The sequence below is a fragment of the Marilutibacter maris genome (genome assembly GCF_003233695.1).
GTDB classification, from domain to species: domain Bacteria; phylum Pseudomonadota; class Gammaproteobacteria; order Xanthomonadales; family Xanthomonadaceae; genus Marilutibacter; species Marilutibacter maris.
Map to the genome: position 1 here is coordinate 883481 of NZ_CP029843.1, position 26844 is coordinate 910324.

Sequence of the window (26844 nt, forward strand, 5' to 3'; positions counted from 1 at the left end):
CCGGCATTCCGGCACATGGATTCCAGGAGTGGCTCAGATGACTGACGCAGCCAGCGCGTCGCACGCCCGCCCGGCGGGCGGCAAGCTCTATCCCGATGCGGTCAGCGCCCTGCGGGGCGTGGTCGCCGACAACCAGACCCTCGCGGTCGGCGGCTTTGGCCTGTGCGGCATTCCCGAGGCGCTGATCGCCGCGTTGCGCGACTCCGGCGTCACCGGCCTCACCGCAATCTCCAACAATGCCGGCGTCGACGGCTTCGGCCTGGGTCTGCTGCTGGAGACCCGCCAGATCCGCAAGATGATCTCCTCGTACGTGGGCGAGAACAAGGAATTCGAACGCCAGTTCCTGGCCGGCGAGCTGGAGCTGGAGTTCAATCCGCAGGGCACCCTGGCCGAGCGCCTGCGTGCCGGTGGCGCGGGCATCCCCGCGTTCTTCACCGCCACCGGCTACGGCACCGTGGTCGCCGAGGGCAAGGAGACGCGCGAGTTCGACGGCAAGCACTACGTGCTGGAAACCGCGCTGACCGCCGACGTGGCCCTGGTCAAGGCGTGGAAGGCCGACAAGGCCGGCAACCTGGTGTTCCGCAAGACCGCGCGCAACTTCAACCCGGCCTGTGCGATGGCCGGCAAGGTCTGCATCGCCGAGGTCGAGGAAGTCGTCGAGGTCGGCGCGATCGACCCCGACCAGGTGCATCTGCCCGGCATCTACGTGGATCGCATCGTCCACAACCCGACGCCCGAGAAGCGCATCGAACAGCGCACCGTGCGCGCGGCCTGAGCGCGCCCGCCAACGAACGACAAGGAACACGAACATGCCCTGGACCCGTGATCAGATGGCGCAGCGCGCCGCGGCCGAACTCACCGACGGCGCCTATGTCAATCTCGGCATCGGCCTGCCGACCCTGGTGGCCAACCACATCCCCGACGGCGTCGATGTCTGGCTGCAGAGCGAGAACGGCCTGCTCGGTATCGGCCCGTTTCCGACCGAGGAGGAGGTCGACGCCGACCTCATCAATGCCGGCAAGCAGACCGTGACCGCTCGCGCGGGCGCCAGCTACTTCGGCAGTCACGACAGCTTCGCGATGATCCGCGGCGGCCACATCGACCTGGCGATCCTCGGCGCGATGCAGGTCACCGACAAGGGCGACCTCGCCAACTGGATGGTGCCCGGCAAGATGGTCAAGGGCATGGGCGGAGCGATGGACCTGGTCGCCGGGGTCAAGCGCGTGGTCGTGCTGATGGAGCACGTCGCCAAGGACGGAAGCCACAAGATCCTGCCCGAGTGCACGCTGCCGCTGACCGGCCTGGGCGTGGTCGACCGGGTGATCAGCGATCTGGGTGTGATGGATGTCACGCCAGAAGGCTTGAAGGTGGTGGAGCTCGCTCCGGAGGTCACCCGCGAGGCGCTGGAAGCCGCGACCGGCTGTCCGCTTGTCTGAATGAACCGCATTCCGTTCCCATATCTGCCACCGCCTCGGCACCGGGTGTAGGCAGGCGACGCAAAGTCTGTCTACACTCGGGCCTATCGCTTGGGCGGTCCGGTGCGCCTGGACCCCGCGCGCCATCTTTCAAGGTATGTGGAAATGAAAAAGCATTCCCTGCGACTGGGACTGTCGCTGCTCCCCTTGGTTCTTTGTGCCTGCACGCAGGACTGGTCCGGCGGCCTGGAGTCGGCTCGCCTGAACAAGGGCGGCACCGAGATGTCCGCGGCGGTTGCCCAGACGTCCTCGGCCGACGCGATGTCCGTGTCGCAGCGGCGACGGGATTCGGCGTTCGCCAACCATCCCGATACCGGGTCGCTGGTCCACTATGCCGCCAAGATCGCGCCGCGCCGTACCGGGGCCTACACCTGGCATGCCGCCGACCTGAGCGAGGAGCACGCGTTCCGGGCGATGGCCAGCGGCGAGTTGACCTTCCAGGCACCGGACGGAACGCCGATCAAGCTGGCCTACCAGCGCCATATCGAGCATCCCGACGGCAACTGGAGCTGGATCGGCGAGGCCGCCGACGGCCAGACCTCGGTCATCACCTTCGGCGAGGAGGCGGTGTTCGGCACGATTCCCCAGGGCAACGGCCAACCCCCGCTGCGCCTGACCCTCGCCGATGGCCGTGCGTGGGTGGTCTCGGCGGACAAGCGCCTGCTTGCCGAGATCGACAATGAGGCGACCCGGCCGACCTCGCCCGACTACCTGATCCCGCCCAAGCGCGTGCAGGCGGCGGGTGCCGCCAGCGATGGCATGGCGGCGATGGCGGCTCCGGTGACTGCCGGGGCTTCGTCGTCCGCGACCACGGTGATCGACGTGCTGGTGGGCTACACCAACGGTTTCGCGTCCGCCCGCGGCTCGCAGTCCGCGGCGCAGACCCGTATCCGCAACCTGGTCGACATCACCAACCAGGCCTATGTGAGCAGCCAGATCAATGCCGAGCTGCGCCTGGTCCACTCGATGCAGGTCAGCTTCCCGGACAACACCGCGAACGAGGACGCGCTGGAGAAGCTGACCGGCTTCCGTGCGCCTTCGACCCAGCTGACCCCGGACCCGGCGTTCAAGGACCTGCGCCAGGCGCGCGAGACCTACGGCGCCGATCTGGTCGCCCTGGTGCGCAAGTTCAACGATCCGGAAAACGACGGCTGCGGTATCGCCTGGCTGCTGGGTGGCGGCCAGTCCGGGATCTCCCCCAGCGACGAGTACTTCGGTTACTCGGTCATCAGCGACGGACAGGACGCCGGCAACGACGGCAAGACCTATTTCTGCCGCGAGGAGACATTCGCTCACGAGATCGGTCACAACCTCGGCTCGCAGCACGATGCGGAAACCGCGGAAAACGAGCCCGGCGCGTATGCGTATTCCTACGGCTACAAGACCGGCAGCACCCAGGGCAACTTCTACACCATCATGGCGTACGGCGACTCGGGGCAGACCGGCTATCGGGTGTTCTCGAACCCCAACATCACGAGTTGTGGAGGCCGGGCCTGCGGCACCGCAACTGCGGACAACGCCCGCTCGATCAACAATACCAAGGGGATCATCGCCGGATTCCGTGCAACTGTCGTGACCGATCCGGATGAGCCGGTGGGCCCGAGTGTCTTCGTGGACAGGGCTGACTTTGACGGTGACGGGGTAGAGGATCTCTATTGGACCAATATCAAGACTGGTCAAGGAGTTATCTGGCGATCTGGGAACAGCAGCCAGCTTCAACTGACGACGGTCGTCCAGGACCTCAACTGGAAGGTCAGCGCCATCGCCGACTTCAATGGCGACGGGAAGTCGGACATTCTGTGGCGCAACGGAGTGACTGGAGCGAACGTTATCTGGAGGAGCGCGAACAGCGCTACGCCACAGTCGATGCGCTCCGTGACGGGGGACGGGTGGGGCATGGCGGGTGTCGGCGACTTCAATGGCGACGGCAAGGCCGATGTGCTCTGGAACAACAGCAAGACCGGAAAGAACGTGATCTGGCGTTCGGCGGCGGGTTCTTCGTTGCAGGCAGTCGCTGAGATCCAGGATCTGAACTGGAAGCCCGCGGCTGTGGGTGATTTCGACGGTGACGGGAAAGCCGACATTTTCTGGCGCAACCAGAGTAACGGTGCCAACGTGATATGGCGAAGCGCCAACAAGGCGACTCCGATCTCGATGGCTACGGTCAGCAACCCCGGCTGGGGCGTCGGCGCCGCAGGCGATTTCGATGGTGACGGTAAGACTGACGTGCTTTGGAACAATCAGCTGGATGGCAGCAATGTCATCTGGCGCTCGGCAAGTTCGGCCCTGCCGCGTGCGGTGTCTCCGATCAAAAACCTCAGCTGGAGACCCGGCGTTCGAGGTGACTACAACGGCGATGGCAAGAGCGACATGCTGTGGCGCAACAAGGACACCGGAGCAAACGCGATCTGGCTGTCCGCCAATTCGGGGAGCCTGAAGGCGGTTCAGCCCGTAACCGGCGACGGCTGGTACTTGGCGGGGCCATAAACAAAGGACCGGGTTGGGGGCTTTGTCTGATGGCAAAGCCCCCGACCAGAATCAGAGGTTCTGGTAATTCGGCCCCGAGCCCCCCTCAGGGGTCACCCAGTCGATGATCTGGTAGGGGTCCTTGATGTCGCAGGTCTTGCAGTGCACGCAGTTGGCGGCGTTGATCTGCAGGTGTTTGGCGACCGCGCCGCTGTCGTCGGCCTGTTCGACGATCTCGTAGACCCCGGCCGGGCAGAAACGCGTGCAGGGGTTGCCGTACTCCTGCGCGCAGCGGGTCACGCAGACCGAGGTGTCGGCGACCTTCAGGTGCACCGGCTGGTCCTCGTCGTGCTCGGTCGCGGCGAAGTAGACGCCGGCCAGGCGGTCGCGCGGTTCCAGCGTCCTGTCCAGATAGTCCCGCTTCGGCTGCTCGTGTTCGCCCAGCCGGTCCAGCGAGGACCAGTCGGGCTTGTTCTTCAGCGTCCACGGCGACAGGCCGCCGGTCACCGTCTCCCAGGCGGCGTTGAGCATGCCGAACCACAGGCCGCGCTTGAAGCCGGGCTTGATGTTGCGGACCTTTCTCAGCTCGGCCATCGCGTCGGAGGCGCGCAGTTTGGCGTCGAACCCGGCCGGCGCCAGCGAGGCTCCGGCCAGGTGCTCGGCGGCCAGCATGCCGCTGCGGATCGCCTGGTGGGTGCCCTTGATCTTGGGCACGTTGAGCAGGCCGGCGGTGTCGCCGATCAGCAGCGCGCCGGGCATCTCGACTTTCGGCAGCGACTGCCAGCCGCCGGTGACGATCGCGCGCGCGCCGGCGGAGACGATGTTGCCGCCCTCCAGCAGCGGTTTGATCATCGGGTGGTTCTTCCATTGCTGGAAGGCCTCCCACGGTTTGTAGTCGGGGTCGCGATAGTCCAGGCCGCTGACGTAGCCCAGCGCGATCCGGCCCTTGTCCAGGTGATACAGGAAGGCGCCGCCGTAGGTGTGGTTGTCGGCCGGCCAGCCGAAGCTGTGCACGATCTTGCCGGGGCTGAGGCGTTCCTCGGGCACCTGCCACAGTTCCTTGATGCCGATCGAATAGCCCTGCGGGTCGCTGTCCGCATCCAGTCCGAAGCGCTTGACCAGGCGCTTGGTCAGGTGGCCGCGGGCGCCCTCGGCCAGCACGGTGACCTTGGCGTGGATGTCGATGCCGGCGGTGAAGCCGGGCTTGTGCGACCCGTCCTTGGCCACGCCCATGTCGCCGATGCGCACGCCGATCACGGTGCCGTCGTCGGCGTGCAGGGTCTCGGCAGCGGCGAAGCCGGGGTAGATCTCCACCCCCAGGGCCTCGGCCTGTGGTGCCAGCCAGGCGCACATCGCGCCGAGGCTGACGATCATGTTGCCGTGGTTGTTCATGCCCGGGGGCACCGGCAGCTTGCGGCCACCGTCCTTGTTCAGCAGCCAGAACTCGTCGTCGGTCGCCGGCACGCAGATCGGCGGCGGATTGTCGCGCCAGGACGGCAGCAGGGCGTCGAGCGGACCGGTTTCGATCACCGCGCCCGACAGGATGTGGGCGCCGACGGTGGAGGCCTTCTCGATCACGCAGACGCTGATGTCCGGATTGAGTTGCTTGAGCCGGATCGCGAACGACAGGCCCGCCGGGCCTGCGCCGACGGTGACCACGTCGTATTCCATCACGTCGCGTTCGATCGCGGCTGCGTCGTGCGCCTGTTCGTTCATGCGGGCTGCTCCACTTGCGGCTGGCTTGTGTAACGATCCGCCATTGTCGCAAATCCGTCCCGTCTGCGTGGATATGGCCCTGACCCCGATTCCCCTGGCCGGCGCCCGGCTGTGGCTGGCGCCGCGCTGGCTGCCGGCCGACCAGGCCGACGCCCTGCTGGCCGAGCTGCTGCGCTCGGTGCCGTGGGAGGTGCACCGGATCCGCCTGTTCGGCCGCGAGCATGCCTCGCCGCGACTGAGCTGCTGGATCGGCGATGCCGACGCCCGCTACCGTTATTCGGGGAGCGTGTTCGAGCCGCGGCCGTGGCCGCCGGCGCTGGCACGGCTCCGCGAGCGCCTGGGGCGGACCCTGGACACGCGCTTCAACAGCGTGCTGGCCAACCGCTATCGCGACGGCAACGATGCGATGGGCTGGCACAGCGACGACGAGCCCGAGTTGGGGCCGGAGCCGCTGATCGCCTCGCTCAGCCTGGGCGCGACCCGACGCTTCGCACTCAAGCACCGCGGCGAGCCCGGACAGCGGCTGACCCTGGAGCTGACCCACGGCAGCCTGCTGGTGATGGCCGGGCAGACCCAGCGCCTGTACCGGCACGCACTGCCCAGGACCCGGCGCGCGGTCGGCGAACGCGTCAATCTGACCTTCCGCCGGATCGTCTGAGCCGGATGGTGTCCGGGCCCGGCGAGGCCTCGCTCAGTGGGCCTCGCGCTCGTGCGCGTTGCCCGAGACCAGGATCCAGCCGGCGATGTCGCGGCTGTTCGCGGCCAGCGCCTGTTCGAAGGCGGCGACCACGTCGACCACCGCCGGCGCCGACGCCGGTACCGACTGCAGGAACGTGCGCGAGGCCACCACCTGCTGGTCGCGCAGGTGCAACAGCTTGGCGCTGACCTCGATCACCGCCGTTGGCGCGGCCGCGCCGTCGGCGTACTCGGACTGGAACCGGCGCATGTCCATCACCAGCTTGTAGTCGGCGCCGATGCCGCTGCCCTGGCGGGCGACCGCCTGGATCCTGCCCGAGTCCTCGAGGGCGCGCAGGATGCCGTCCAGGACCATGCTGCTGGGCAGCTTGGCCCAGCGCGCGCCCTGGTAGACCTGGATTTCGTTGGGCTGCGTGCGCACCAGGATGCGCAGGCTGTCGACGGCGGGCGTGGTTTCCGGATCGGCCATGGACAGCTGCCAGCCGGCCTGCGGCCAGGCCGGATCGGGCTGCACGCGCGGGTCCAGCGAATAGCGCGAGACCGCATCCTTCGGGTCGATCGGCGCGAGGATCGAGCACCCGGCCAGCAGCCACAGCGTGGCGGCGATCATCGCCGGGCGAAGCGCGCCGCGCATGCCGCGGAGCCTCCACGAGCGAGGCGGACCGCGGCGGTCCCCGATGTGCATGCTGGACGGGTTCGGCAGGTTCGAATTGCTCGACTTGTTCATTCGGGGTCGAACTCCTTGGGCGCATCGCGACCGAGCAGGTAGCGGGTCGGATTGCTGTCGAGGCGGTCGCTGATGCGGCGCAGGTCGCGGACCAGACCGCGCAGTTCGCCCAGGGTCGGGCCGAGCTGGGCGAGACCGTCGTTGGCGAAGCTGCCGATCGCGGCGCGATTCTCGGACAGGATTCCGTTCGCGTTGTCGGCGGTCGCGTCCAGGTTGGCGAGGGTGCTCTCAAGACGCGATACCAGGCCGGGCAGCTTGTCGACCAGCTCGCGGTCGAGGCTTTCCATCGCGCCGCGGGTGGTGGCCAGGGTCGCTTCCAGTTGCTCGCTGGAACGGCGCGCGTTGGCGATCAGCGCGCGCAGATCCTCGCGCTGGTCGGCGATCGCGCCGGTCATCGACTCGATGTTCTGCAGGGTCTTGGCGACGTTCTCGACGTTGTCCTCGCTCAGCACCTGATCGAGCCGCGCGACCAGCCGGTTGGCGGTGTCGGCGATGTTCTGCAGCGCCGAGGGCTCGGTCTCGATGACCGGGATCTCGCGGTTGTCGGCCTCCACCAGCAGCGGCGCGCCCGGGCTGCCGCCGGTGAGCTGGATGATCGGGCTGCCGGTGATGCCGGTGATCGACATCTTGGCGCGGGTGTCGGTCTTGATCGGCGTGTCGGCCTGCACCCGCAGCTGGGCGAACACCCGGCGCGGATCGTCCGGCGCCAGCCGCAGCGACTGCACGGTGCCGATCGAGATGCCGTTGTACTGGACCGCGCTGCCTTCCGACAGCCCGGTCACCGGTTCGTTGAAGATCACCGCGTAGTTCTGCCAGCTCTTTTCCGACGAGTACTTCGCCGCCCACAGCGCGAACAGCAGCAGGAACAGCGTCACGATGATCGTGAACGCCCCGATCAGGACATAGTTGGCCTTGGTTTCCATCAGCGTCTGCCCTCACTGGTGCCGCGGGCGGCCTGCGCGGCGCGCGCGCGCGGGCCGTGGAAGTACTCCTGGACCCATGGGTGGTCGAAGCGCTCGACCTCGTGCATCGGCGCGCAGGCGACCACCTTGCGGTCGGCGAGCACGGCGATCCGGTCGCAGATAGCGTACAGGGTGTCGAGGTCGTGCGTGATCAGGAACACGGTCAGCCCGAGCGCCTGCTGCAGGGTGAGGATCAGGCGGTCGAAGGCCGCCGCGCCGATCGGGTCCAGCCCCGCGGTGGGTTCGTCGAGGAACAGCAGCGGCGGATCCAGCGCCAGCGCGCGCGCCAGGCCGGCGCGCTTGCGCATGCCGCCCGACAGCTGGGCGGGCAGTTTGTCGAGCGCATCGGCGGGCAGGCCGGCCAGCTTGATCTTCAGCAGCGCCAGCTCGTAGAGCAGGGAGTCGGGCAGGTGCGGGTGGTACTCCTTGAGCGGCACCTGCACGTTCTCGCCGACGGTCAGCGACGAGAACAGGGCGCCGTCCTGGAACAGCACGCCGGTGCGCCGCTCGATCTCGCGGCGTTGCTCCGGGTCCTCGCTGCGGGCGTCGATCCCGAGCACTTCGATGTCGCCGACGCTGGGCCTCTGCAGGCCGAGGATGGTGCGCATCAGCACCGACTTGCCGGTGCCCGAGCCGCCGACGACGCCGAGGATCTCGCCGCGGCGCACGTCCAGCTCGAGTCCGTCGTGGACGACCTGGGCGCCGAAACGGTTGACCAGTCCGCCGACCCGGACGATCGGGTCGGGGGCGGGGCTCTGGGCGCGCGCGGGGGTCGCCATCGTCACAGTCCCATCTGCATGAACCAGATCGCGGCGAACGCGTCGACCACGATCACCAGCGATATCGCCTGCACCACCGCCGAGGTCGTGCGCTCGCCGACCGACTGCGCGGTGCCTTCGACCTGCAGGCCCTCCAGGCAGCCGATCAGCGCGATCATGGTCGCGAACACCGGCGCCTTGACCAGGCCGACCAGGAAGTGACGCAGCTCCATCGTTTCCTGCATGCGCGCCAGGTACTGCTGCGGCGGGATGTCCAGGCCGTAGGCGCCGACGGTCAGGCCGCCGAGCAGGCCGGCGATCATCGCCACGAAGGTCAGCAGCGGCAGCATCACCACCAGCGCCAGCACGCGCGGGATCACCAGCAGGTCGACCGGGTCCAGGCCGAGGGTGCGGATCGCATCGACCTCCTCGCGGCTGACCATCGCCCCGATCTGGGCGGTAAACGCGCTGGCGGTGCGTCCGGCGAGGATGATCGCGGTCAGCAGTACCGCGAACTCGCGTAGGAACGAGATGCTCACCAGCTCGACGACGAAGATGGTCGCGCCGAAGTCGCGCAGGATGTTGGCGCCGAGGAAGGCGACCACCGCACCGACCAGGAAGCACAGCAGCGCCACCAGCGGCACCGCATCCAGGCCGACCTGTTCCATGTGGTGGACGGTCGCGGTCGGACGGAATCGCCGCGGTTGCCGGAACATCCGCGTCATCTTGACCAGCACTTCGCCGAAGAAGCCCAGCAGCGCCAGCAGCTCGTTCCAGTTGCGATGCACGGCCTGGCCGAGCCGGGCGAGCGCTTCGGCCACACCGTAGCTGCGCTTGCGTTGCGGGCGGTCGTCGGCGACGTCCTCGATCGCGGCGACCAGGGCACGGTGGGCCTCGTCGAACAGGCAGGTATCGAAGTCGATCCCGCGGCGGCGGGCGAAGCGCAGCAACTGCAGGACGCCGAGCGAGTCCAGCCGGGTGACTTCGCGCGCGTCGAAGCCGGTGGTGTCCTCGGGGGCCGACTTCAGTGCCAGGCTCAGGTCGCGCGCGTAGTTCAGCGTCCAGCGCCCGCTCAACCGTAACCGGGTCGGCTGGGCCGGGTCGACGGTGAACCGTGGCGGGTCGGTTGGATTCGGGGTCGCGGGCATTGCGGCGAGGATACAGGCTGAAACCGTGCCGTTGGTCAATGTCGCGTCCGCGCGGGCCATGCTCCGGCGCGGTGCGATGCCAGCATCGTTCACGCAGGCGTCGGAAACGCTGTCCGGCGCGGTCGCCGCGTGCGATGCTTCCGCCATGTCCAGCCCAGCCCCCCTGAGCGCGGCGAAGTACTCCGCCCGCATCAACTTCGTCTGCGAACTCGCCGAGCGGCTGCACGCCTACGGCACCACCTCGCAACGTCTGGAAGGGGCGATCACCTCGGTGGCGGAAAAGCTGGGCCTGGAATGCGAACCCTGGGCCAACCCGACCGGTGTGATCCTGAGTTTCAGCGATCCGGAACGCCCGCCGGGCGAGAGCGACGTCACCCGGGTGATCCGGCTGGCACCGGGCGAGAACGACCTGTACCGGCTGCGCGAGACCGACCGCATCGCCGAGGAGGTGCTGGCGGGGCGGATGAACCTGGCCGACGCGCATTCGGCGATGGACGCGCTGGACGTGCCGCCGGGGCCGCGCGCGCGGTTGATGCAGGTACTCGGCTACGGCATGTGTGCGATGGCGGTGGCTGGCCTGCTGCGGCTGCCCTGGATTGAGATCATGGTGGCCGGCGTGAACGGCCTGCTGATCGGCGCGCTGGTGCAGGCGGCCGATCTGCAGCCGCGCCTGCGCGAAGGGATCGACGTGGTCGCCGCGTTCCTGGCCACCGCCATCACCGTGCTGGTGGCCAGCCTCATCGCGCCGGTCAACCAGAACACGGTGATCATCGCGTCGTTGATCGTGCTGCTGCCGGGCATGGCGCTGACCAATGCCATCAGCGAGCTGAGCAGCCAGCACCTGATCTCGGGGGCCGCCCGTTTCGCCGGCGCGGTCACCACCGTGCTCAAACTCGGCATCGGCACGGTGATGGCGCTGTATCTGGCCGACCTGGGCGGCCTGGAACCCGATGTGCGCGCCTGGAGGCCGCAGCCGGCCTGGGTCGAATGGGGCGCGGTCGCGCTGGCGGCCTGCGCGTTCGCGATCCTGTTCCGAGGCCATCGCCGCGACTATCCGGTGGTGATGCTGGCGGCCGCCAGTGGCTATCTGATCTCGCGCCACGTCGGCCTGGCGCTGGGCAGCCCGGCCGGCATCTTCCTCGCCGCGCTGGTGATCACCGTGGCCGGCAACGCCTATGCCCGCTGGATGCAACAGCCCGGCGCGGTGATCCGGGTCCCGGGCATCATCATGCTGGTGCCCGGCAGCGCCAGCCTGCGCGGCCTGCTGACCCTGGTCCAGCAGCAGGACGTGGGGGCGGGCAATATCGCCCTGCTGGCGGCGCTCAATATCCTGCTGGCGCTGGTCGCCGGCCTGCTGATCGGCAATCTGCTATTGCCGTCGCGCCGGAACCTGTAGCGTCCTGAGACCGGGCCGCTCCTGCGGTCCATGAGTCGTCCGGCCACTTGAATGCCCGGGGCTAGGGGGCTTTCGGTGCACAAACAAAAAACGCCGGCTCAAGGCCGGCGTTTCGGGTCGGGATAATCGCGACCTCGTCGGGTCGTGGATTTCCCGTTCGACCCTTACTTGATCAGGAAATCCTCGAGCTGGCGACCGGCGGCGGTGTAGGCGGCGAGCCAGCGCGGCTGCTTGCCGCGGCCGGTCCAGGTATTGGCGCTGTTGGCCGGGTCGCGGTACTTCGGCGGCACCTTGCCGCCCGACTTGCGGGCCTTGCCGGCCTTGCCGGCGGTACCGGGCTTGGCCACGCTGCCCTTGGCGCCGAACAGTTCCTCGACCGTGTAGCCCTCGGCCTTGGCCAGCGAGGTGAGCTTCTTGCGCACCGAGGCGATCGGCTTGCGCTTGGCCAAAGTGGTCTTGCGCTTCTTGGCCTTGCTGATCAGCGATTCCAGTTCTTTCGCTGACAGGGAATTGATATCGATCGACATGCAACCTCCGGGAAATCGGATTGGCGGACGGGAAAATCGCGAGGCCTGCCGGTCGGGTAATCGACGCTCGGGGCAGGCTCAGTCGCATTCCATCCATGGATAGACCCGGAATCATAGAGCGCGCGCATTAATCAGTAAATGCGCGCGACAGGCGGCTTGCGTGCCGCTCAGACGCCGAGTCGGGCGAGCACGCCGGCCCGGTCGAGATTTTCCGATTCCGCCGCGGTCCTGGCGCGATATTCGAAAGTGCCGGCGGCCAGTCCGCGCTCGGATACCACCACCCGGTGCGGAATTCCGATCAGTTCCATGTCGGCGAACATCGCGCCCGGACGCAGTCCGCGATCATCGAGCACGACCTCGATACCGGCCGCGGCGAGGTCGCGATACAGCGTGTCCGCGGCCTCGGCGACGCTGGCGTCCTTCTTCGGATTGATCATGCAGACGGCGACCTTCCACGGCGCCATCGCCTCCGGCCAGCGGATGCCGTTGTCGTCGAAGTTCTGTTCGATCGCGGCGGCAACGATGCGCGAAACGCCGACGCCGTAGCAGCCCATCGTCGGCACCGCGGCCTTGCCGTTCTCGTCGAGCACGGAGCACTTCATCGCCTCGGCGTAGCGGCGGCCGAGCTGGAACACGTGACCGACCTCGATGCCTCGGCACAACGCCAGCGTGCCCTGGCCATCCGGCGACGGGTCGCCGGCGACCACGTTGCGGATGTCGGCGACCTCCGGTTCGGGCAGGTCGCGGCCCCAGTTGACGCCGGCCAGGTGGTAACCGGCCTCGTTCGCGCCGACCACGAAGTCGGCCATCGCGGCGACGTCGCGGTCGGCGACCACGCGGATCGCCTTGGCCGGACCGACCGGACCGAGGAAGCCGGGCTCGCTGCCCAGGTATTCGACGATCTCCGCCTCGGTCGCGGGCCGGTACTCGCCCAGGCCGGCCAGTTTGGCCAGCTTGATCTCGTTGACGACGTGGTCGCCGCGCACCAGTGCCAGCACGAATTGCGGGGCGCCCTCGGCGTCGGCGCCGACCACCGCCACCGACTTGACCGTGCGCTCCAGGCCGATGCCCATCAGTGCGGCGACCGCCTCGCAGGTCTTCTGGGTCGGGGTCTCGATCCTGCGCATCTGTTCGCCCGCGGCGGGGCGGGGCGCCGGCGCCGCCGCGGCCGCCAGCTCGACGTTCGCCGCGTAGTCGGAGCCGCTGGAATAGGCGATCGCGTCCTCGCCGGAATCCGCCAGCACGTGGAATTCGTGCGAGGCGCTGCCGCCGATCGCGCCGGTATCGGCGAATACCGCGCGGTACTGCAGGCCAAGGCGCTCGAATATCCGGCAGTAGGCGTCGAACATGTTGCGGTATTCGCGCTCCAGATCCTCGTCGCTGAGGTGGAACGAATAGGCGTCCTTCATCAGGAATTCGCGCGCGCGCATCACCCCGAAGCGCGGACGGATCTCGTCGCGGAACTTGGTCTGGATCTGGTAGAAGGTCACCGGCAACTGCTTGTAGCTGGCCAGTTCGTTGCGGGCGAAGTCGGTGATCACTTCCTCATGGGTCGGCCCGTAGCAGTACCAGGCCTCCTTGCGGTCCTGCATCTTCAACAACTGGCCGCCGAACTTCTCCCAGCGCCCGGTCTCCTCCCACAGCTCCTTCGGCTGTACCGACGGCATCAGCAGCTCGATCGCGCCGGCGGCGTTCATTTCCTCGCGGACCGCGTGCTCGACCTTGCGCAGCACGCGCAGGCCCAGCGGCGTCCAGGTGTAGAGGCCGGAGGCGAGCTTGCGGATCATGCCGGCCTTGAGCATCAGTTTGTGGCTGATGATCTCGGCGTCGGCGGGAATTTCCTTGCTGGTATGGAGATGGAACTGCGACAGGCGCATCGGCGGCACTTCGGACGTGAACGTGGGAAGCGCCCATTCTGCCGTGTATGCCGGTCCGGCGCGAATGGTCAGGGGTGGATACGGCAGGGCCGAGCGCGGGAGCGTGATGCGGCCAATGCGCGCCCGGTGCGCTGGCCGCGCGGCGCGCCCGAGCCGCCCCGGCCCGGGGCGCCACCGCGACGCCGGCGATGCGGCGACTGGAGGGGCGATACCGAGCCCGGAGCCTGGGCTGGCTGAGTGCGGGAATCGTGCGGCGGCCCTGGGGCCGCCGCCGGCATTACTTGCAGTGAACCTCGATCGCGGCTTCGGCGAGCTTCTGCTGCGACGCTCGCTGATCGGCATCGAGGGTGCTGTCGACCGTACCGTCGCCGTCGGAGTCGATCCCGACTTCCTGGTTGTCGGCCAGGGTCTTGAGATTGGCGCGGGCATCCCGACAGGCGGCATTCTCGGCCGGGGCCTCGGTTTGCGCGGTTTCGGTCGCGGCGTCGCCGGAGGCCGGCGCCGCGGACTCGATATTGCGGTTCTGGTATTCCTGGCCCGGCGGCGGCGAGTCGGAATAGTGGGTTACGCCATTGGCGTCCTTCCACTGGTAGACCTGGGCCGCGGACGCGGGCAGCGCCACGATCAGCAGGGACCCCAGCAGCAGGGCGCCCGCTGCGGTGGCGCTCCGGCGCCGGGCGGCACCCTGGATCGGGCGGCTGGCGGTGTGTGCGGCAGTCGGGCGGATCATTGGCAAGGCTCCGTTCGCGGCGGATCAGCCGCTCAGATTCCGATTGCATCACCGCTCCGGCGGACAGGCAAGCGATACACTCTGCTCCATGCAAGAAACCCAACCTCCATCACGGCTGCCGCCACGACCGCGTAACCGCGGCATCTACCTGTTGCCCAACCTGTTCACGACGGGCGGGCTGTTCGCCGGCTTCTACGCGATCATCGCGGCGTCGCAGGGGCGTTTCGACGATGCCTGCATCGCGGTGTTCGTCGCCGCGATCCTCGATGGCGTGGACGGACGGGTGGCCCGGCTGACCAATACCCAGAGCGAGTTCGGGGTGCAGTACGACTCGCTGGCCGACCTGATCAGCTTCGGCCTGGCGCCGGCGCTGGTGATGTACCACTGGGCCTTGTCGACGATGAAGTTCGACAGCGTCACCGCCGGCAAGATCGGCTGGATCGCCGCCTTCCTGTACGCGGCCTGCGCGGCGCTGCGGCTGGCGCGGTTCAATTCCCAGGTCGCGGTGGTCGACAAGCGCTGGTTCATCGGTCTGGCCAGCCCGGCCGCGGCGGGCCTGATGGCCAGCTTCGTCTGGACCGCGCACGAGCTCGGCTACACCGGCGAGCAATTGCGCTACGTGGCGCTGGCGGTGACCGTGATCGCGGCCGTGCTGATGGTCAGCGGGCTGCGCTACTTCAGCTTCAAGGGCGGGCCGCGCAACGATCGCGTGCCGTTCCTGGCGATCATGGTGGCGGTCGCGGTGGTGGTCGCCATCGCGGTCGACCCGCCCAGCGTGCTGCTGACCGTGTCGGCGCTGTATGCGATCTCCGGACCGTCGTACTGGCTCTATCGCCGGCTGCGCCGCGCCGGTGCCCGGGACGGGGAGGGCGCCGAAGGGTCATGAGCATGCCCTGGAGCGCATCCCAGCGCGAGTGGCTGCGGGCGTTGGGGCTCCCGGTGCTGGCGCTGTCCGCCGGCGAGGGGGCGGCCGAGGAGACCGACGCGCGGCCCGCGGGCGATGCGGACGGAGGCGATCCGGTCGCCGCGTCGGCACCGATGCCGGAACCGGCCGCGTCCGGGCGGATGAGGGTGCCCGCGCCGCCGATGCGACCGGTGCGGGCGGAGCTGCCCGAGATGCCCGCACCGGCCCCCGCGGCCGTCGCTGGCGGCACGCCGGGGCGGATGGGCGATCGCCTGTACCGCGCGCTGCTGCGGGCCACCGCCCGCCGCACGCCACGCGAAGGAGAAGCGATGCTGCAGACGATGACGTTCGATCTGGATGCGCTGCGCGCCGAGCCTGCCCGCAAGCGCGAGTTGTGGATGCGGCTGCGGGCGGCCCGCAAGGCGGCGCGCGGATGAGCGCGCTGGCCGTCGATGCCGTGCATCCGGCTGGCGGGTTGCGGCCGATGCGCGAGACCGACCTCGATGCGGTCTATGCGATCGAGATCGACGCCTACCCGTTTCCCTGGACGCCCGGCATATTCCGCGACTGCCTGCGCGCCGAGTATCCGGCGTGGGTGCTGCACGAGGACGGACGGATCGTCGGCTACTTCCTGATGAGCGTCGCCGCCGGCGAGGCCCACGTGCTCAACATCTGCATCGCCCGCGAGCGCCAGGGCCGCGGCTACGGCCGACGCCTGTTGCAGGCCTTGCTGCACGTCGCCCGCGGACGAGGCGCGCAGCGGATCTTCCTGGAGGTGCGGCCCTCCAACCAGGGGGCGATCCGCCTCTACGAGCAGGAAGGGTTCAACGAGATCGGCCGGCGTCCCCGCTATTACCCCTCGCACGACGGTCGCGAGGACGCGCTGGTGATGGCGATCGAGCTGCTCGACCCGTAGCGGCTCGGCCCATGGGAGCGGCGTTCCCGGCCAAACCGGTGTCGCCGCTCCCGCGAAGGGCCGGGTCGGAGAAGGCTCAGCCCAGCTTTGCGCGCTGGGCGACCAGGGCCTCGTGCTGCTGGCTCCAGTCGGCCAGGCGCTTGCGCTCCTGCTCGACCACCGCCTCCGGCGCGTTGCTGACGAAGGTCGCGTTGCCGAGCTTGCCGTTGCACTTGGCGATCTCGCCGGCGACGCGCTTGATCTCCTTGTCCAGGCGGCTGCGCTCGGCACCCAGGTCGACCAGGCCTTCCAGCGGCACCAGCAGCCTCAGCTCGCCGACCACGGCGGCGGCCGCGGCCGGGGCTTCGGCGCCGTTGGCCAGCGCGTCGATCGATTCCAGGCGGTTGAGGAAGCGCAGTTGCGAGCCGAACCGCGCGACCCGGGCATGGTCGGCCTCGCCGCCACCGGCCAGCAGCAGCGGCACCTGCCGGGTCGGCGCGACGTTCAGCTCGCTGCGCACGCGGCGCAGCGCCGAGACCATCGACTTGAGCCACTCCACGTCGGTCTCGGCGGACTGGAAGCCGGCGATGTCGATGTCGCCCTGGGCCGGATAGGGTCGGCGCATGATGGTGCCGTCCAGGCCCAGTCGCGGCGCGACCGCCTGCCACAGCTCCTCGCTGACGAACGGCACCAGCGGGTGCAGCATCGACAGCAACCGCTCGAGCACGTAGAGCAGGGTGTGGCGGGTGCTGTCGGCGGCCGCGGCGTCGCCGCCGCCCAGGGCCGGCTTGGCGAGCTCGACGAACCAGTCGCAGAACGCGTTCCAGGCGAACTCGTACAGGGTCTGGCTGAGCAGGTCGAAGCGGTAGTCGGCGAAGTGGCGGGTGGCCTCGGCGGCGGTGGCGTCGAGGCGGGCGAGGATCCAGCGTTCGGCGTCGGTGCTCGGTCGCGGCACGCCTTCGAAACGGCTGTCCTCGGTGTTCATCAGCACGAAGCGGGTGGCGTTCCACAGCTTGTTGCAGAAGTTCTTGTAGCCCTCGGCGCGACCGAGGTCGAACTTGATGTCGCGGCCCGGGCCGGCCAGCGCGGCGAGGGTGAAGCGCAGCGCGTCGGCGCCGAAGGCGGGAATGCCGTCGGGGAACTCCTTGCGGGTCGCCTTCTCGATCTTCTCGGCGGTCTTGGGCTGCATCAGGCCGGTGGTGCGCTTGGCGACCAGGTCTTCCAGCGCGATGCCGTCGATCAGGTCGAGCGGGTCGAGCACGTTGCCCTTGGACTTGGACATCTTCTGGCCGTGCGCGTCGCGGACCAGGCCGGTGATGTAGACGTCGCGGAACGGCACCTCGCCGGCGAAGTGATCGGTCATCATGATCATCCGGGCGACCCAGAAGAAGATGATGTCGAAACCGGTGACCAGCACCGACGACGGCAGGAAGCGGTCGTAGCCGCGCGTGGCCATGGTCTCCGGGTCCGGCCAGCCGAGGGTGCTGAACGGCCACAGCGCCGAGGAGAACCAGGTCTCCAGCACGTCGCTGTCCTGGCGCAGCGCGATCTCGTCGCCGAGCCCGTGGCGGGCCCGGACCTCGGCCTCGTCGCGGCCGACGAAGATGTTGCCGGCCTCGTCGTACCAGGCCGGGATCCGGTGCCCCCACCACAGCTGGCGGCTGATGCACCAGTCCTGGATGTTCTCCATCCAGTGGCGGTAGGTGTTGATCCAGTTGCCGGGCACGAACTTCACATCGCCGTTCTGCGCGAGCTCCAGGCCGCGCGCGCCGAGCTTGTCCATGCGCACGAACCACTGGTCGGTCATGAACGGCTCGATGACGGTGCCGGAACGGTCGCCGAACGGCTGCATGATCGGCTTGGAGTCGACCCGAGGCTGGCCGTCGGCGTCGGTCACCGCCAGCCCCTCGGCGGTGATTTCGGCGACCACGCGCTCGCGGGCCTCGTAGCGGTCGAGGCCGCGCAGTTCCTCCGGCACGAGGTTGATCTCGCCGACATCCCCGGCGTCGCGCTCGCCGCGGGCGATCTGCCCGGCGATGCGCGCGCTTTCCTCGTAGGACAGGCCATCGCTGCGCATGCGCGCGACCTCGTCCATCAGCGCGTACATCGGAATGCCGTTGCGGGCGGCCACCGCATAGTCGTTGAAGTCGTGGGCGCCGGTGATCTTGACCGCGCCGGAGCCGAACGCCGGGTCCGGGTAGCTGTCGGTGATGATCGGGATCAGGCGACGGTGCTGCTTCGGGCCGACCGGGATCTCGCACAGCTTGCCGACGATCGGCGCGTAGCGCGCGTCGGAGGGGTGCACCGCGACCGCGCCGTCGCCGAGCATGGTCTCCGGGCGGGTGGTCGCGATCGAGATGTAGTCGCGGGTCTCGCGCAGGGTCACGTTGCCGTCGGCGTCGCGCTCGATGTACTCGTAGGTCTCGCCGCCGGCCAGCGGGTACTTGAAGTGCCACATGTGGCCGGGCACCTCGCGGTTCTCCACCTCCAGGTCGGAGATCGCGGTCTTCAGCACCGGATCCCAGTTGACCAGGCGCTGGCCGCGATAGATCAGCCCTTCCTCGTGCAGGCGCACGAAGGCTTCGACCACCGCCTTGGCCGGCATCGGGTCCATCGTGAACACGCTGCGGCTCCAGTCGCCGGAGGTGCCGAGCCGGCGCATCTGCCGCTCGATGGTGCCGCCGGAATGGTGCTTCCACTCCCAGACCTTTTCGATGAAGCCGTCGCGTCCCAGCGAATCGCGGGTCTCGCCCTTGCCTTCCAGCGCCAGATTGCGGCCGACCACCATCTCGGTGGCGATGCCGGCATGGTCGCTGCCCATCTGCCACAGCACATCGAAGCCGCGCATGCGGTGGTAGCGCACCAGCGCGTCCATCAGGGTGTGCTGGAACGCGTGGCCCATGTGCAGGGTGCCGGTGACGTTCGGCGGCGGCAGCAGGATGCAGTACGGCTCGCCCTTGCCGGTCGGCGCGAATACGCCGCTGGACTCCCACTGCTGGTAGAGCCGGGATTCGAACTGGGTGGGGTCGTAACTGGAGGCGAGGGACATGGGAGCGGGGTGTTGGTTCGGGAATGGTCGGGGTGTGAACGGTCGGGACCACGGGCGGTCCCGGTCCGGGTTACATATCGTGCTTGTTCACGTCCAGGCCAAGGGCCTGGTACTGCTTCCAGCGTTCGCGCAGCGGCCCGCGCGCGTTCTCGTCGGCGGGCACCACCTCGAGCACGCGCTCGAACGTGCCTTCGACCGCGTCGTCGCGCAGGTTGATCACGATCGGGCGCAAGGGCACGTTGGCGTCCGGCGGCGCGATCAGCACCTCGGCTTCGTCCTCGTCGGCGTCGACGCCGACGATCTGGTGCGGGATGAAGGCGTCGGGATCGAACGACCACAGCAGGTCGTCCAACTGCTCGGCCTGGGCGGCGTCGCGCGCCAGCACCAGGGTCGGGGTGCCGGTCTCGTAGGCCTTGCGCGCCAGTTCGCAGACCAGGCGCAGCGGCTCCTCGCGGAAGCGCGGCTTGGAGATCAGGTAGAAATCGGCACGTGGCATGGCTTCAGGCGTCGAGGGTGATGGCGGCCACCGCGGCGCCCAGCAGCAGGCACAGCGGCGAATAGAAGCGGGTGTCGAGCCTGGCGAAGCGGCCATGCCGCTCGCGCTTGAACATGCCGACCCAGCGGAAGTCGCCGATGCCGCGCGCGACGAACACCAGCACCAGCGCGACCGCCGCCGCGCGCACCGCGATCGCCGGCAGTGGCGGTTGCCAGTGCCCGGATACCGCCATCACCGTCGCCGCGGCGGCGGCCAGTGCGACGGCCACGGCGATGGTGGCGGCACGCGAGGGCTCGAACAGCGGGCGTCCATCCGCCCGCATCGGCACCGCGGCGTCGGCCCACTGCCGCGCGCCTCCCGCCGCCCACACCAGGTGCAGGGCGGCGAGGGCGGACAGCACCAGGCAGACGGCCAGGCCCAGCATCTCAGCCGGCCTGGTCGAGCAGCCACTGGCTGAGCAGGCCGACCGGTCGGCCGGTCGCCATGCCCTTGCGGCCCTCGTCGCTGGCGCTGCCGGCGATGTCCAGGTGCGCCCAGCGCTGGCCCTCGGTGAACCGCGACAGGAAGCAACCGGCGGTGATCGCGCCGGCCCAGCGGCCGCCGATGTTGTAGACGTCGGCGTAGGTCGAGTCGAGCATGCTCTGGTACTCGTCCCACAGCGGCAGGCGCCAGGCGCGGTCGAACACCTGCTCGCCGGCGTTCAGCAACTCGCCGGCGAGATCGTCGTGCTTGCTCATCAGGCCGCTGGCGTACTTGCCCAGCGCGACCATGCAGGCACCGGTCAGGGTGGCGACGTCGACCAGCGCGGCCGGTTCGAAGCGCTGCGCGTAGGTCAGCGCGTCGCACAGGATCAGGCGGCCCTCGGCGTCGGTGTTGCCCACCTCGATGGTCTTGCCGGACATGCTGGTCAGCACGTCGGACGGGCGGTAGGCGTCGGCGTCGGGCATGTTCTCGACCGCCGGCACCACCACCACCAGGTTGACCGGCAGGGCCATGCCGACCGCGGACACGAAGGTGCCCATCACGGTCGCGGCGCCGCACATGTCGAACTTCATCTCCTCGATCCCGCCCTGGACCTTGAGGTTGATGCCGCCGGTGTCGAAGGTGATGCCCTTGCCGACCAGCACGTAGGGCTTGGCATCGCCGCCGTTGTTGTACTTGAGCACGATCAGGCGCGGCGGATTGGCCGAGCCGCGGCCGACTGCGAGCAGCGAGCCCATGCCGAGCTTCTCCATCTCGGCGCGCTCGAGCACTTCGCACGCGGTGTTGTCGAAACGGTCGGCGAACTTCTTCGCCTGCTCGGCCAGGTAGCCGGGATTGCAGACGTTGGGCGGCAGGTTGCCCAGCTCGCGGGCGAACTCGACGCCGGCCGCGGTGCCCTTGCCCAGCGCCAGTGCCTTGCCGTCGTCGCCGCTGATCGACAGCCGTTGCAGACCCTTGTGGTTGCGGGCCTTGTTGTTCTCGCCGAGGGTCGCGGTGTAGCGATAGGCGGCGTGGTCGGCGGCGATCGCGGCCTGGCGGATCGCCCAGGCACCGTCGCGGCCGGCGACCGGCAGCTCGGACAGGGTCAGCAGGGCATGCGCGACCGGGCCGGTCTTCAGGGCGCGGACCGCGTCGGCCACCGCCTTCAGGTACTGCGGCACGCCGAACTTGCCGGCCTCGCCGAGGCCCACCACCAGCACGCGCGGCGAGGCCACGCCTTCGAGGTCGTGCAGCAGCGCGGTCTTGCCGGTCTTGCCGCTGACGTCGCCGCGTTCGGCCAGGGCCTTGATCCGGCCGCCGCTGGCCGCGTCGATCGCGGCGGCGGCGGGGGACAGCGAGTTGTCGGCGAACATGCCCACGACGATGCAGTCGGCTGCGGCAACAGCGGCGGCGTCGCGGTTCAGGTCGAATTCGAGGGCCATGAAACAGATTCCCGGGGTAAGGATGGATTGATTACGTACAATCGGCGGCTGGACCGCCCGGCCGGGCTTCCCGATCGGGAGCCCGGGGCCGGCGGATGGAGGCGATGACGCCTCCCGCCGTGGACGAAAGAACCCCCGAGTCTAGGGCCTGACAACGCTATTGGGAAAGGCCACGCCGCATTCGGACGCGTGCGGGGCGAGGAGAAACAGAGCTGCCATGTCGATGAAAGACCGAGCCGGAACGCCGCGCCGCCTGCGCCCGGGCACCGCCCGAACCCGGCCCGCCGCCGCGATCACGGCCACCGGCCGCCGCGCCGCGGCCGGGCTCTGAGCGCGCGATCCGATGACCAGGCTCGACCGCTACCTCATCAGCGAGTTCGCCCAGGCGGTGATGGCCACTCTGGCGGTGCTGCTGATCGTCTGTGTCGGCGGCGCGCTGACCGACGTGCTGGGCGACATCGCCCGCGGCCAGCTGCCGGCCGGCCTGCTGCTGGCCCAGCTCGGCCTGGTCCTGCTCAACTGGCTGCCGGTGATCCTGCCGCTGGCGCTGTTGCTGGGCCTGATGCTGGCGGTCGGGCGACTGTACCGCGATGCCGAGATGCCGGTGATCGCCTCGGTCGGGGTCGGGCCCAGGCGCCTGCTCAAGCCGCTGATGCTGGTGGTGTTGCCGCTGATCGCGGTGGTCGCGGCCTGTTCGCTGTGGCTGGGGCCCTGGGCCGAGCGGCTGTCGCGCGAACTGATCAACGAGGCCAACCGCAACATGATCGTGGCCGGGCTGGAGCCGGGACGCTTCACCGAGTTGCCCAATGGCGGCGGGGTCGCCTTCGTCGGCGAGATGTCGGGCGAGGGCACCCGCTTCGACCGGGTGTTCGTCTACCGCCAGAGCGATGACCGGATCACCGTGGTCAGCTCCAACCAGGGCGCGCTCAAGGCCGGCGAGGACGGCCAACGCTACCTGGTGCTGGAGAACGGCTTCGAGGTCGAGGGGCCGCGCGAAGGCGGCCAGGACTATCGGCTGCTGCGTTACGCCAGCAACGAGGTGCGGATGCCGGCCGGCAAGGAGAAGTTCGATCTCGACGATCCCGAGGCGTTGCCGACGTCGGCCCTGATCGGCGACGAGCGGCCGCCGGCGGTGGCCCAGCTGCACCGCCGGATCGCGCCGCCGCTGCTGGCGCTGGCGTTCGCGCTGATGGCGATTCCGCTGGCCCGCAGCATGCCGCGGCAGGCCCGCTACGGACGGATGCTGATGGGCTTCCTCGGCTATCTGATCGGCGTCAACCTGATGCTGATGGGAACCGGCTGGCTCGAGGACGACAAGATCCCCGGCATGCTCGGCTTGTGGTGGCTGGTGCTGCCGCTGCTCGGGGTCGGGGCCTGGCTGTACCTGGGAGACGGCCGGATGCGGCCGTCCAGGGGGCGCGCCAACGGCGCCGGGAGGGCGGCATGAGATTCCTGCCCCGGCTGCACGACCTGTACGTGGCCCGCGCGGTGATGGCCGCGGTGATCCTGACCTGGGCGGTGCTGCTCGGGCTGGACGTGATGCTGGCCCTGGTCAGTGAGTTCGGCGACGTCGGCAAGGGCCGCTACGGCTTCGTCCAGGCGCTGGCCTACGTCGGCCTGACCGTGCCGCGCCGGGCCAATTACCTGTTCCCGTACGCGGCGGTGATCGGTTCGCTGATGGCGCTCGGGCAACTGGCGGCGACCTCGGAGCTGACCGCCCTGCGGGCGATCGGCCTGTCCCGGCGCCGGATCAGCTTCGCAGTCGCGGGCGCGGTGGCGGTGCTGACCGCGCTGATGGTGATCAGCGGCGAGACCGCCGGCCCGATCGGCCAACGCCGCGCCGACGCCCTGAAGAGCTCGGCCAAGTCCGACAACCTGATCGTCGCCCAGTATTCGGGCGTGTGGGCCCGCGAGGGCGACACCATCCTCAACGCCGCCGGCGGACAGGAGCGCGACGACGGCAACGACCGCTGGATCGAGCTGCACGATGTGCGCCTGTACGAGTTCGCCGAGGACGGCCGTCTGGTATCGATGGCACGGGCCAAGGTCGCCGAGCACCGCCCCGGCGGCTGGCTGCTGCGCGACGTGAACCGCACCTATTTCGACCAGCGCTCGGTCAGCGAGTCCAGGGTGGCGGAGGAACGCTGGGAGTCGCGGTTGGACTCGACCGCGCTGACCGCCGGCACCGACCGCCCGCGCTACCTGAGCGCCGGCGACCTGCGCCAGGCGATCGAGTACCGCAAACGCAACGACCTGGATGCCGGCGACTTCCAGGAGCATTACTGGGGGCGCTGGTTCTATCCGATCAACGTGATCGCGCTGTGCCTGGCGGCGATCCCGTTCGCGTTCGGCCTGCTGCGCAGCGGCGGCACCGGCAAGCGCCTGTTCGTCGGCATCGTGTTCGGGCTCGGCTTCTATCTGCTGCAGACCCAGTTCGTGCAGCTGGCGAAGGTGCTGAAGTTCGACTTCCGCCTCGCCTATCTGCTGCCGATCGTGATCATGGCCGGCGTCTCCGCCTATCTCTTCAAACGCCGCTCGGGGTGAGGCACGGCCGTTTGCGAGCCACTGGCTCGCGGCCGTGCCGAACGCCCGGCGCGCTGCGCCGGGCCGGGGGTTGCGAGGTGAGCGCGCAGCGCGAGCCCGCAACGGCCCACGAGGCGGAGCCGAGTGGATTCCCTTGCGAGCCACTGGCTCGCGGCCGTGCCGAACGCCCGGCGCGCTGCGCCGGGCCGGGGGTTGCGAGGTGAGCGCGCAGCGCGAGCCCGCAACGGCCCGCGAGGCGGAGCCGAGTGGATTCCCTTGCGAGCCACTGGCTCGCGGCCGTGCCGAACGCCCGGCGCGCTGCGCCGGGCAGGGGGGTGAGAGAGGGCGGCTTGCGAACCACCGGTTCGCGCCCGCTCGAACGCCCAGATGCTGGCGTCTGGGCCGGGCCGGCGAGGCGAGCCGCAATCCCCGGGCTGCGCCCGGGAATCCGCAAAGTTTGCTGCGCAAACCTTGGGCCCCACCGTTGCGCTTCCACACCCCCATTCGCATCTGCGATGCGAATCGCCCCCTGACTCAGGGGGACGATCTCCGGCTGCGCGCGGATATCTCCCAAAGTTTGCTGCGCAAACCTTGGGCCCCACCGTTGCGCTTCCACACCCCCATTCGCATCTGCGATGCGAATCGCCCCCTGACTCAGGGGGACGATCTCCGGCTACGCCCGGATATCTCCCAAAATTTGCTGCGCAAATCTTGGGCCCCACCGTTGCGCTTCCACACCCCCATTCGCATCTGCGATGCGAATCGCCCCCTGACTCAGGGGGCTGGGCCACCGGGCCCTGCCCCGTAGGAGCGGTGTGAGCCGCGATCAGGCTTTGCAGGGGAAGTCACGGTCGCAGCTTACGCAGCTCCTACGAAGCCCGTTTCGTAGCGCGCGGCCACACCTCCGGAGCCCTTGTAGGAGCGGCGTGAGCCGCGATGAGGCCTTCCCGACAAAACCCGATCGCGGCTGACGCCGCTCCTACAGCGGCAGTCGAGGGACTCGGTGACCCTGGCCGCAGTCCGTGCCGTGCCCGTGGCCTGCTCAGCGGCGGAGCTTGGGTAGCCGCGTCATCCGGGTGCCGCTGGCGCGATCGTGCCAGGTCAGGCGGTCGCGATCGAACCAGGCCCACCAGAACCCCAGGCCCGCCGCCAGCAGCGACAGCGTGCCGATCGTGTAGCGGAGCGCGAGCGCTCGCGCCTCGGGGCGACCGCCGTCGTCGGCGACGACCCGCAGCCGCCACGGCCGCATGCCGAGGGTCTGCCCGCCGCGCCGCCAGCTGAGGATCGCGTAGGCGCCGGCCAGCAGCCAGCAGACCAGCCACAGCAGGATCTGCAGCGGGCTGAACGGCGCGATGTTCTCGCGCGCGGCGTGGCCGGCCAGGTAGTAGCCGAGCGTGAACACCGCCGACGCGGCCAGCCAGATCGCCAGCACCGGCCACAGGTCGTAGAACAGCGCCAGCAGGCGCCAGCCCAGCAGCGGTTTGGCTCGAGGGGCGGAGCTGGCGGGTTCGCCGTCGTTGCGGCCGGTCGGATGCGGTTCGGATGCCATCGCAAAAGGATAGTCGCTAAGCTGCCCGCATGAGTCCCCAGGCACCGGCGACAGGCCGGAAACAGACCCCGGCCGAGCGTCGCGCGCGGATGATGGCGCTGCCTCCCGTGCCGGAGGCCGACGCCGCCGTGATCGATCGCTTCATCGATGCGGTATGGGCCGAGAGCGGCCTGTCCCGGCCGACCCTGGACAGCTACCGGCGCGATCTGGCCGGGCTGGCCCGCTGGCGAGGAGGGCGTGGCGGCGGATTGGCGGGCGCCGAGCGCGGGACCCTGTTCGACTATCTGGCCTGGCGTACTGGCGAGGGCTACTCGCCGCGCAGCAACGCGCGGCTGTTGTCGGCGTTGCGGGCGTTCTATGCCTGGTGCCTGCGCCGGGGCGAGCGCGGAGACGATCCGGCGGCATTGCTGGAGTCGCCGAAGCTGCCGCGCTCGTTGCCCAAGGCGATCACCGAGAGCCAGATCGAGGCGCTGTTGACGGCTCCCGATGTCGACACGCCGCTGGGACTGCGCGATCGCGCGATGCTCGAGCTGATGTATGCCTGCGGCCTGCGCGTGAGCGAGCTGGTCGAGCTGCCGGCGACCGCGGTCAACCTGCGCCAGGGCGTCCTGAGGGTGACCGGCAAGGGGCGCAAGGAGCGGCTGGTGCCGCTGGGCGAGGAGGCGCAGCATTGGCTCGAACGCTACCTCTCGCGGGCACGGCCGCAACTGGCGGGCAAGCGGTCGTTGCCGCCGCTGTTCCTGGAGGCCAGGGGCGAGGCGCCGAGCCGCCAGCAGTTCTGGCGGCTGGTGAAGCGTTATGCCGCCGCCGCCGGCATCGATCCGGACCGGCTCAGCCCGCACGGTCTGCGCCACAGCTTCGCCACCCATCTGCTGAACCACGGCGCCGATCTGCGCTCGTTGCAGATGCTGCTTGGCCACAGCTCGCTGTCGACGACCCAGATCTACACCCTGGTCGCCCGCGAGCAGCTCAAACAGCTCCACGCCAAACACCACCCGAGGGGGTGAGGCACGGCCGTTTGCGAGCCACTGGCTCGCGGCCGTGCC

At 69.3% G+C, this 26844-nt stretch carries 23 protein-coding genes and 1 pseudogene; 11 read left to right on the forward strand and 13 right to left on the reverse strand.

The features are described 5' to 3' along the window. Positions 1-37 precede the first annotated feature (37 nt). The 3 genes from C9I47_RS03975 to C9I47_RS03985 all read left to right on the forward strand — a co-directional run bounded on the left by C9I47_RS03975 (position 38) and on the right by C9I47_RS03985 (position 3962). On the forward strand, positions 38-775 hold the full coding sequence (locus tag C9I47_RS03975) for a CoA transferase subunit A (RefSeq protein WP_111265594.1): 738 nt from the start codon (positions 38-40) through the stop codon (positions 773-775). 34 nt (positions 776-809) lie between these two features. Continuing rightward, complete coding sequence (locus C9I47_RS03980; RefSeq protein WP_111265595.1) at positions 810-1436, forward strand: CoA transferase subunit B; 627 nt, start codon at positions 810-812, stop codon at positions 1434-1436. Positions 1437-1580: 144 nt separating this feature from the next. Next, positions 1581-3962 carry an FG-GAP-like repeat-containing protein gene (locus C9I47_RS03985; RefSeq protein WP_111265596.1) on the forward strand — a complete coding sequence of 794 codons (2382 nt, stop codon included), beginning with the start codon at positions 1581-1583 and terminating at the stop codon, positions 3960-3962. Between the two features lie 51 nt (positions 3963-4013). On the opposite strand, the gene C9I47_RS03990 is transcribed toward C9I47_RS03985, so the two are convergent. After that, positions 4014-5657, reverse strand: coding sequence for an electron transfer flavoprotein-ubiquinone oxidoreductase (locus tag C9I47_RS03990; RefSeq protein WP_111265597.1), 1644 nt, complete (start codon positions 5655-5657; stop codon positions 4014-4016). A 73-nt stretch (positions 5658-5730) separates the two neighbouring features. On the opposite strand from C9I47_RS03990, the gene C9I47_RS03995 reads away from it, so the two are divergent. Next, positions 5731-6315, forward strand: coding sequence for an alpha-ketoglutarate-dependent dioxygenase AlkB family protein (locus C9I47_RS03995; protein WP_111265598.1), 585 nt, complete (start codon positions 5731-5733; stop codon positions 6313-6315). Positions 6316-6348: 33 nt separating this feature from the next. On the opposite strand, the gene C9I47_RS04000 is transcribed toward C9I47_RS03995, so the two are convergent. The 4 genes from C9I47_RS04000 to C9I47_RS04015 all read right to left on the reverse strand — a co-directional run bounded on the left by C9I47_RS04000 (position 6349) and on the right by C9I47_RS04015 (position 9948). Further along, positions 6349-6987, reverse strand: a complete 639-nt coding sequence (locus C9I47_RS04000) for an ABC-type transport auxiliary lipoprotein family protein (protein WP_223250270.1) — start codon at positions 6985-6987, stop codon at positions 6349-6351. Positions 6988-7076: 89 nt separating this feature from the next. After that, the gene (locus C9I47_RS04005; RefSeq protein ID WP_111265599.1) at positions 7077-8003 is read right to left on the reverse strand and encodes an MlaD family protein; all 927 of its coding nucleotides are present in this window, start codon (positions 8001-8003) and stop codon (positions 7077-7079) included. Next, complete coding sequence (locus C9I47_RS04010) at positions 8003-8821, reverse strand: ABC transporter ATP-binding protein (RefSeq protein ID WP_111265600.1); 819 nt, start codon at positions 8819-8821, stop codon at positions 8003-8005. Before C9I47_RS04010 ends, C9I47_RS04005 begins: the two co-directional genes overlap by 1 nt. A 2-nt stretch (positions 8822-8823) precedes the next feature. Beyond that, complete coding sequence (locus C9I47_RS04015) at positions 8824-9948, reverse strand: MlaE family ABC transporter permease (protein WP_111265601.1); 1125 nt, start codon at positions 9946-9948, stop codon at positions 8824-8826. Positions 9949-10093: 145 nt separating this feature from the next. Here C9I47_RS04015 and C9I47_RS04020 point away from each other — a divergent pair, with 145 nt between their 5' ends. Continuing rightward, positions 10094-11344 carry a threonine/serine exporter family protein gene (locus tag C9I47_RS04020; protein WP_111267950.1) on the forward strand — a complete coding sequence of 417 codons (1251 nt, stop codon included), beginning with the start codon at positions 10094-10096 and terminating at the stop codon, positions 11342-11344. A 170-nt stretch (positions 11345-11514) separates the two neighbouring features. Here the strand turns inward: C9I47_RS04020 and C9I47_RS04025 are convergent. The 3 genes and pseudogenes from C9I47_RS04025 to C9I47_RS04035 form a co-directional block, all read right to left on the reverse strand. Further along, a pseudogene (locus C9I47_RS04025) lies at positions 11515-11871 on the reverse strand (H-NS histone family protein); the annotation flags it as partial. Between the two features lie 167 nt (positions 11872-12038). After that, on the reverse strand, positions 12039-13748 hold the full coding sequence (locus C9I47_RS04030) for a proline--tRNA ligase (RefSeq protein ID WP_111265603.1): 1710 nt from the start codon (positions 13746-13748) through the stop codon (positions 12039-12041). 277 nt (positions 13749-14025) lie between these two features. Further along, on the reverse strand, positions 14026-14478 hold the full coding sequence (locus tag C9I47_RS04035; protein WP_111265604.1) for a DUF4124 domain-containing protein: 453 nt from the start codon (positions 14476-14478) through the stop codon (positions 14026-14028). An 88-nt stretch (positions 14479-14566) separates the two neighbouring features. On the opposite strand from C9I47_RS04035, the gene pssA reads away from it, so the two are divergent. Genes pssA through rimI form a run of 3 tightly spaced genes read left to right on the forward strand, consistent with a single transcriptional unit; the run spans position 14567 to position 16298 of the window. Then, the gene (pssA, locus tag C9I47_RS04040) at positions 14567-15364 is read left to right on the forward strand and encodes a CDP-diacylglycerol--serine O-phosphatidyltransferase (protein ID WP_111265605.1); all 798 of its coding nucleotides are present in this window, start codon (positions 14567-14569) and stop codon (positions 15362-15364) included. Beyond that, positions 15361-15819 (forward strand): hypothetical protein, encoded by a 459-nt coding sequence (locus C9I47_RS04045; protein WP_145985422.1) that lies wholly within the window; start codon positions 15361-15363, stop codon positions 15817-15819. Before pssA ends, C9I47_RS04045 begins: the two co-directional genes overlap by 4 nt. Continuing rightward, the gene (rimI, locus tag C9I47_RS04050) at positions 15816-16298 is read left to right on the forward strand and encodes a ribosomal protein S18-alanine N-acetyltransferase (RefSeq protein WP_111265607.1); all 483 of its coding nucleotides are present in this window, start codon (positions 15816-15818) and stop codon (positions 16296-16298) included. Before C9I47_RS04045 ends, rimI begins: the two co-directional genes overlap by 4 nt. A 76-nt stretch (positions 16299-16374) precedes the next feature. Here the strand turns inward: rimI and C9I47_RS04055 are convergent, their stop codons facing one another. The 4 genes from C9I47_RS04055 to C9I47_RS04070 form a co-directional block, all read right to left on the reverse strand. Further along, positions 16375-19326, reverse strand: a complete 2952-nt coding sequence (locus C9I47_RS04055) for a valine--tRNA ligase (RefSeq protein ID WP_111265608.1) — start codon at positions 19324-19326, stop codon at positions 16375-16377. A gap of 70 nt (positions 19327-19396) precedes the next feature. Further along, positions 19397-19822, reverse strand: coding sequence for a DNA polymerase III subunit chi (locus tag C9I47_RS04060; RefSeq protein ID WP_111265609.1), 426 nt, complete (start codon positions 19820-19822; stop codon positions 19397-19399). Between the two features lie 4 nt (positions 19823-19826). Next, on the reverse strand, positions 19827-20246 hold the full coding sequence (locus tag C9I47_RS04065) for a DUF3995 domain-containing protein (RefSeq protein WP_111265610.1): 420 nt from the start codon (positions 20244-20246) through the stop codon (positions 19827-19829). 1 nt (position 20247) lies between these two features. After that, positions 20248-21726: a leucyl aminopeptidase gene (locus tag C9I47_RS04070; RefSeq protein WP_111265611.1), complete on the reverse strand. Its 1479-nt coding sequence runs from the start codon at positions 21724-21726 to the stop codon at positions 20248-20250. 343 nt (positions 21727-22069) lie between these two features. On the opposite strand from C9I47_RS04070, the gene lptF reads away from it, so the two are divergent. Further along, entirely contained in the window at positions 22070-23173 is a 1104-nt protein-coding gene (gene lptF / locus C9I47_RS04075) for an LPS export ABC transporter permease LptF (protein WP_111265612.1), read from the forward strand. Then, positions 23101-24270: an LPS export ABC transporter permease LptG gene (lptG, locus tag C9I47_RS04080; RefSeq protein WP_407067536.1), complete on the forward strand. Its 1170-nt coding sequence runs from the start codon at positions 23101-23103 to the stop codon at positions 24268-24270. Before lptF ends, lptG begins: the two co-directional genes overlap by 73 nt. A 1021-nt stretch (positions 24271-25291) precedes the next feature. Here lptG and C9I47_RS04085 read toward each other — a convergent pair. Continuing rightward, a complete protein-coding gene (locus C9I47_RS04085; protein ID WP_111265614.1) occupies positions 25292-25798 on the reverse strand; it encodes an RDD family protein in 507 nt (168 codons plus the stop codon). A gap of 29 nt (positions 25799-25827) precedes the next feature. Between C9I47_RS04085 and xerD the strand changes: the two genes are divergently transcribed. Next, complete coding sequence (gene xerD / locus C9I47_RS04090; protein ID WP_111265615.1) at positions 25828-26805, forward strand: site-specific tyrosine recombinase XerD; 978 nt, start codon at positions 25828-25830, stop codon at positions 26803-26805. Positions 26806-26844: the final 39 nt, after the last annotated feature.

What these genes read in the sequence shown, in the direction of transcription:
- C9I47_RS03975 (WP_111265594.1), top strand. Translation starts at nt 38, where the DNA reads ATGACTGACGCAGCCAGCGCGTCGCACGCCCGCCCGGCGGGCGGCAAG.
- C9I47_RS03980 (WP_111265595.1), top strand. Translation starts at nt 810, where the DNA reads ATGCCCTGGACCCGTGATCAGATGGCGCAGCGCGCCGCGGCCGAACTC.
- C9I47_RS03985 (WP_111265596.1), top strand. Translation starts at nt 1,581, where the DNA reads ATGAAAAAGCATTCCCTGCGACTGGGACTGTCGCTGCTCCCCTTGGTT.
- C9I47_RS03990 (WP_111265597.1), bottom strand. Translation starts at nt 5,657, where the DNA reads ATGAACGAACAGGCGCACGACGCAGCCGCGATCGAACGCGACGTGATG.
- C9I47_RS03995 (WP_111265598.1), top strand. Translation starts at nt 5,731, where the DNA reads ATGGCCCTGACCCCGATTCCCCTGGCCGGCGCCCGGCTGTGGCTGGCG.
- C9I47_RS04000 (WP_223250270.1), bottom strand. Translation starts at nt 6,987, where the DNA reads ATGCGCGGCGCGCTTCGCCCGGCGATGATCGCCGCCACGCTGTGGCTG.
- C9I47_RS04005 (WP_111265599.1), bottom strand. Translation starts at nt 8,003, where the DNA reads ATGGAAACCAAGGCCAACTATGTCCTGATCGGGGCGTTCACGATCATC.
- C9I47_RS04010 (WP_111265600.1), bottom strand. Translation starts at nt 8,821, where the DNA reads ATGGCGACCCCCGCGCGCGCCCAGAGCCCCGCCCCCGACCCGATCGTC.
- C9I47_RS04015 (WP_111265601.1), bottom strand. Translation starts at nt 9,948, where the DNA reads ATGCCCGCGACCCCGAATCCAACCGACCCGCCACGGTTCACCGTCGAC.
- C9I47_RS04020 (WP_111267950.1), top strand. Translation starts at nt 10,094, where the DNA reads ATGTCCAGCCCAGCCCCCCTGAGCGCGGCGAAGTACTCCGCCCGCATC.
- C9I47_RS04030 (WP_111265603.1), bottom strand. Translation starts at nt 13,748, where the DNA reads ATGCGCCTGTCGCAGTTCCATCTCCATACCAGCAAGGAAATTCCCGCC.
- C9I47_RS04035 (WP_111265604.1), bottom strand. Translation starts at nt 14,478, where the DNA reads ATGATCCGCCCGACTGCCGCACACACCGCCAGCCGCCCGATCCAGGGT.
- pssA (WP_111265605.1), top strand. Translation starts at nt 14,567, where the DNA reads ATGCAAGAAACCCAACCTCCATCACGGCTGCCGCCACGACCGCGTAAC.
- C9I47_RS04045 (WP_145985422.1), top strand. Translation starts at nt 15,361, where the DNA reads ATGAGCATGCCCTGGAGCGCATCCCAGCGCGAGTGGCTGCGGGCGTTG.
- rimI (WP_111265607.1), top strand. Translation starts at nt 15,816, where the DNA reads ATGAGCGCGCTGGCCGTCGATGCCGTGCATCCGGCTGGCGGGTTGCGG.
- C9I47_RS04055 (WP_111265608.1), bottom strand. Translation starts at nt 19,326, where the DNA reads ATGTCCCTCGCCTCCAGTTACGACCCCACCCAGTTCGAATCCCGGCTC.
- C9I47_RS04060 (WP_111265609.1), bottom strand. Translation starts at nt 19,822, where the DNA reads ATGCCACGTGCCGATTTCTACCTGATCTCCAAGCCGCGCTTCCGCGAG.
- C9I47_RS04065 (WP_111265610.1), bottom strand. Translation starts at nt 20,246, where the DNA reads ATGCTGGGCCTGGCCGTCTGCCTGGTGCTGTCCGCCCTCGCCGCCCTG.
- C9I47_RS04070 (WP_111265611.1), bottom strand. Translation starts at nt 21,726, where the DNA reads ATGGCCCTCGAATTCGACCTGAACCGCGACGCCGCCGCTGTTGCCGCA.
- lptF (WP_111265612.1), top strand. Translation starts at nt 22,070, where the DNA reads ATGACCAGGCTCGACCGCTACCTCATCAGCGAGTTCGCCCAGGCGGTG.
- C9I47_RS04085 (WP_111265614.1), bottom strand. Translation starts at nt 25,798, where the DNA reads ATGGCATCCGAACCGCATCCGACCGGCCGCAACGACGGCGAACCCGCC.
- xerD (WP_111265615.1), top strand. Translation starts at nt 25,828, where the DNA reads ATGAGTCCCCAGGCACCGGCGACAGGCCGGAAACAGACCCCGGCCGAG.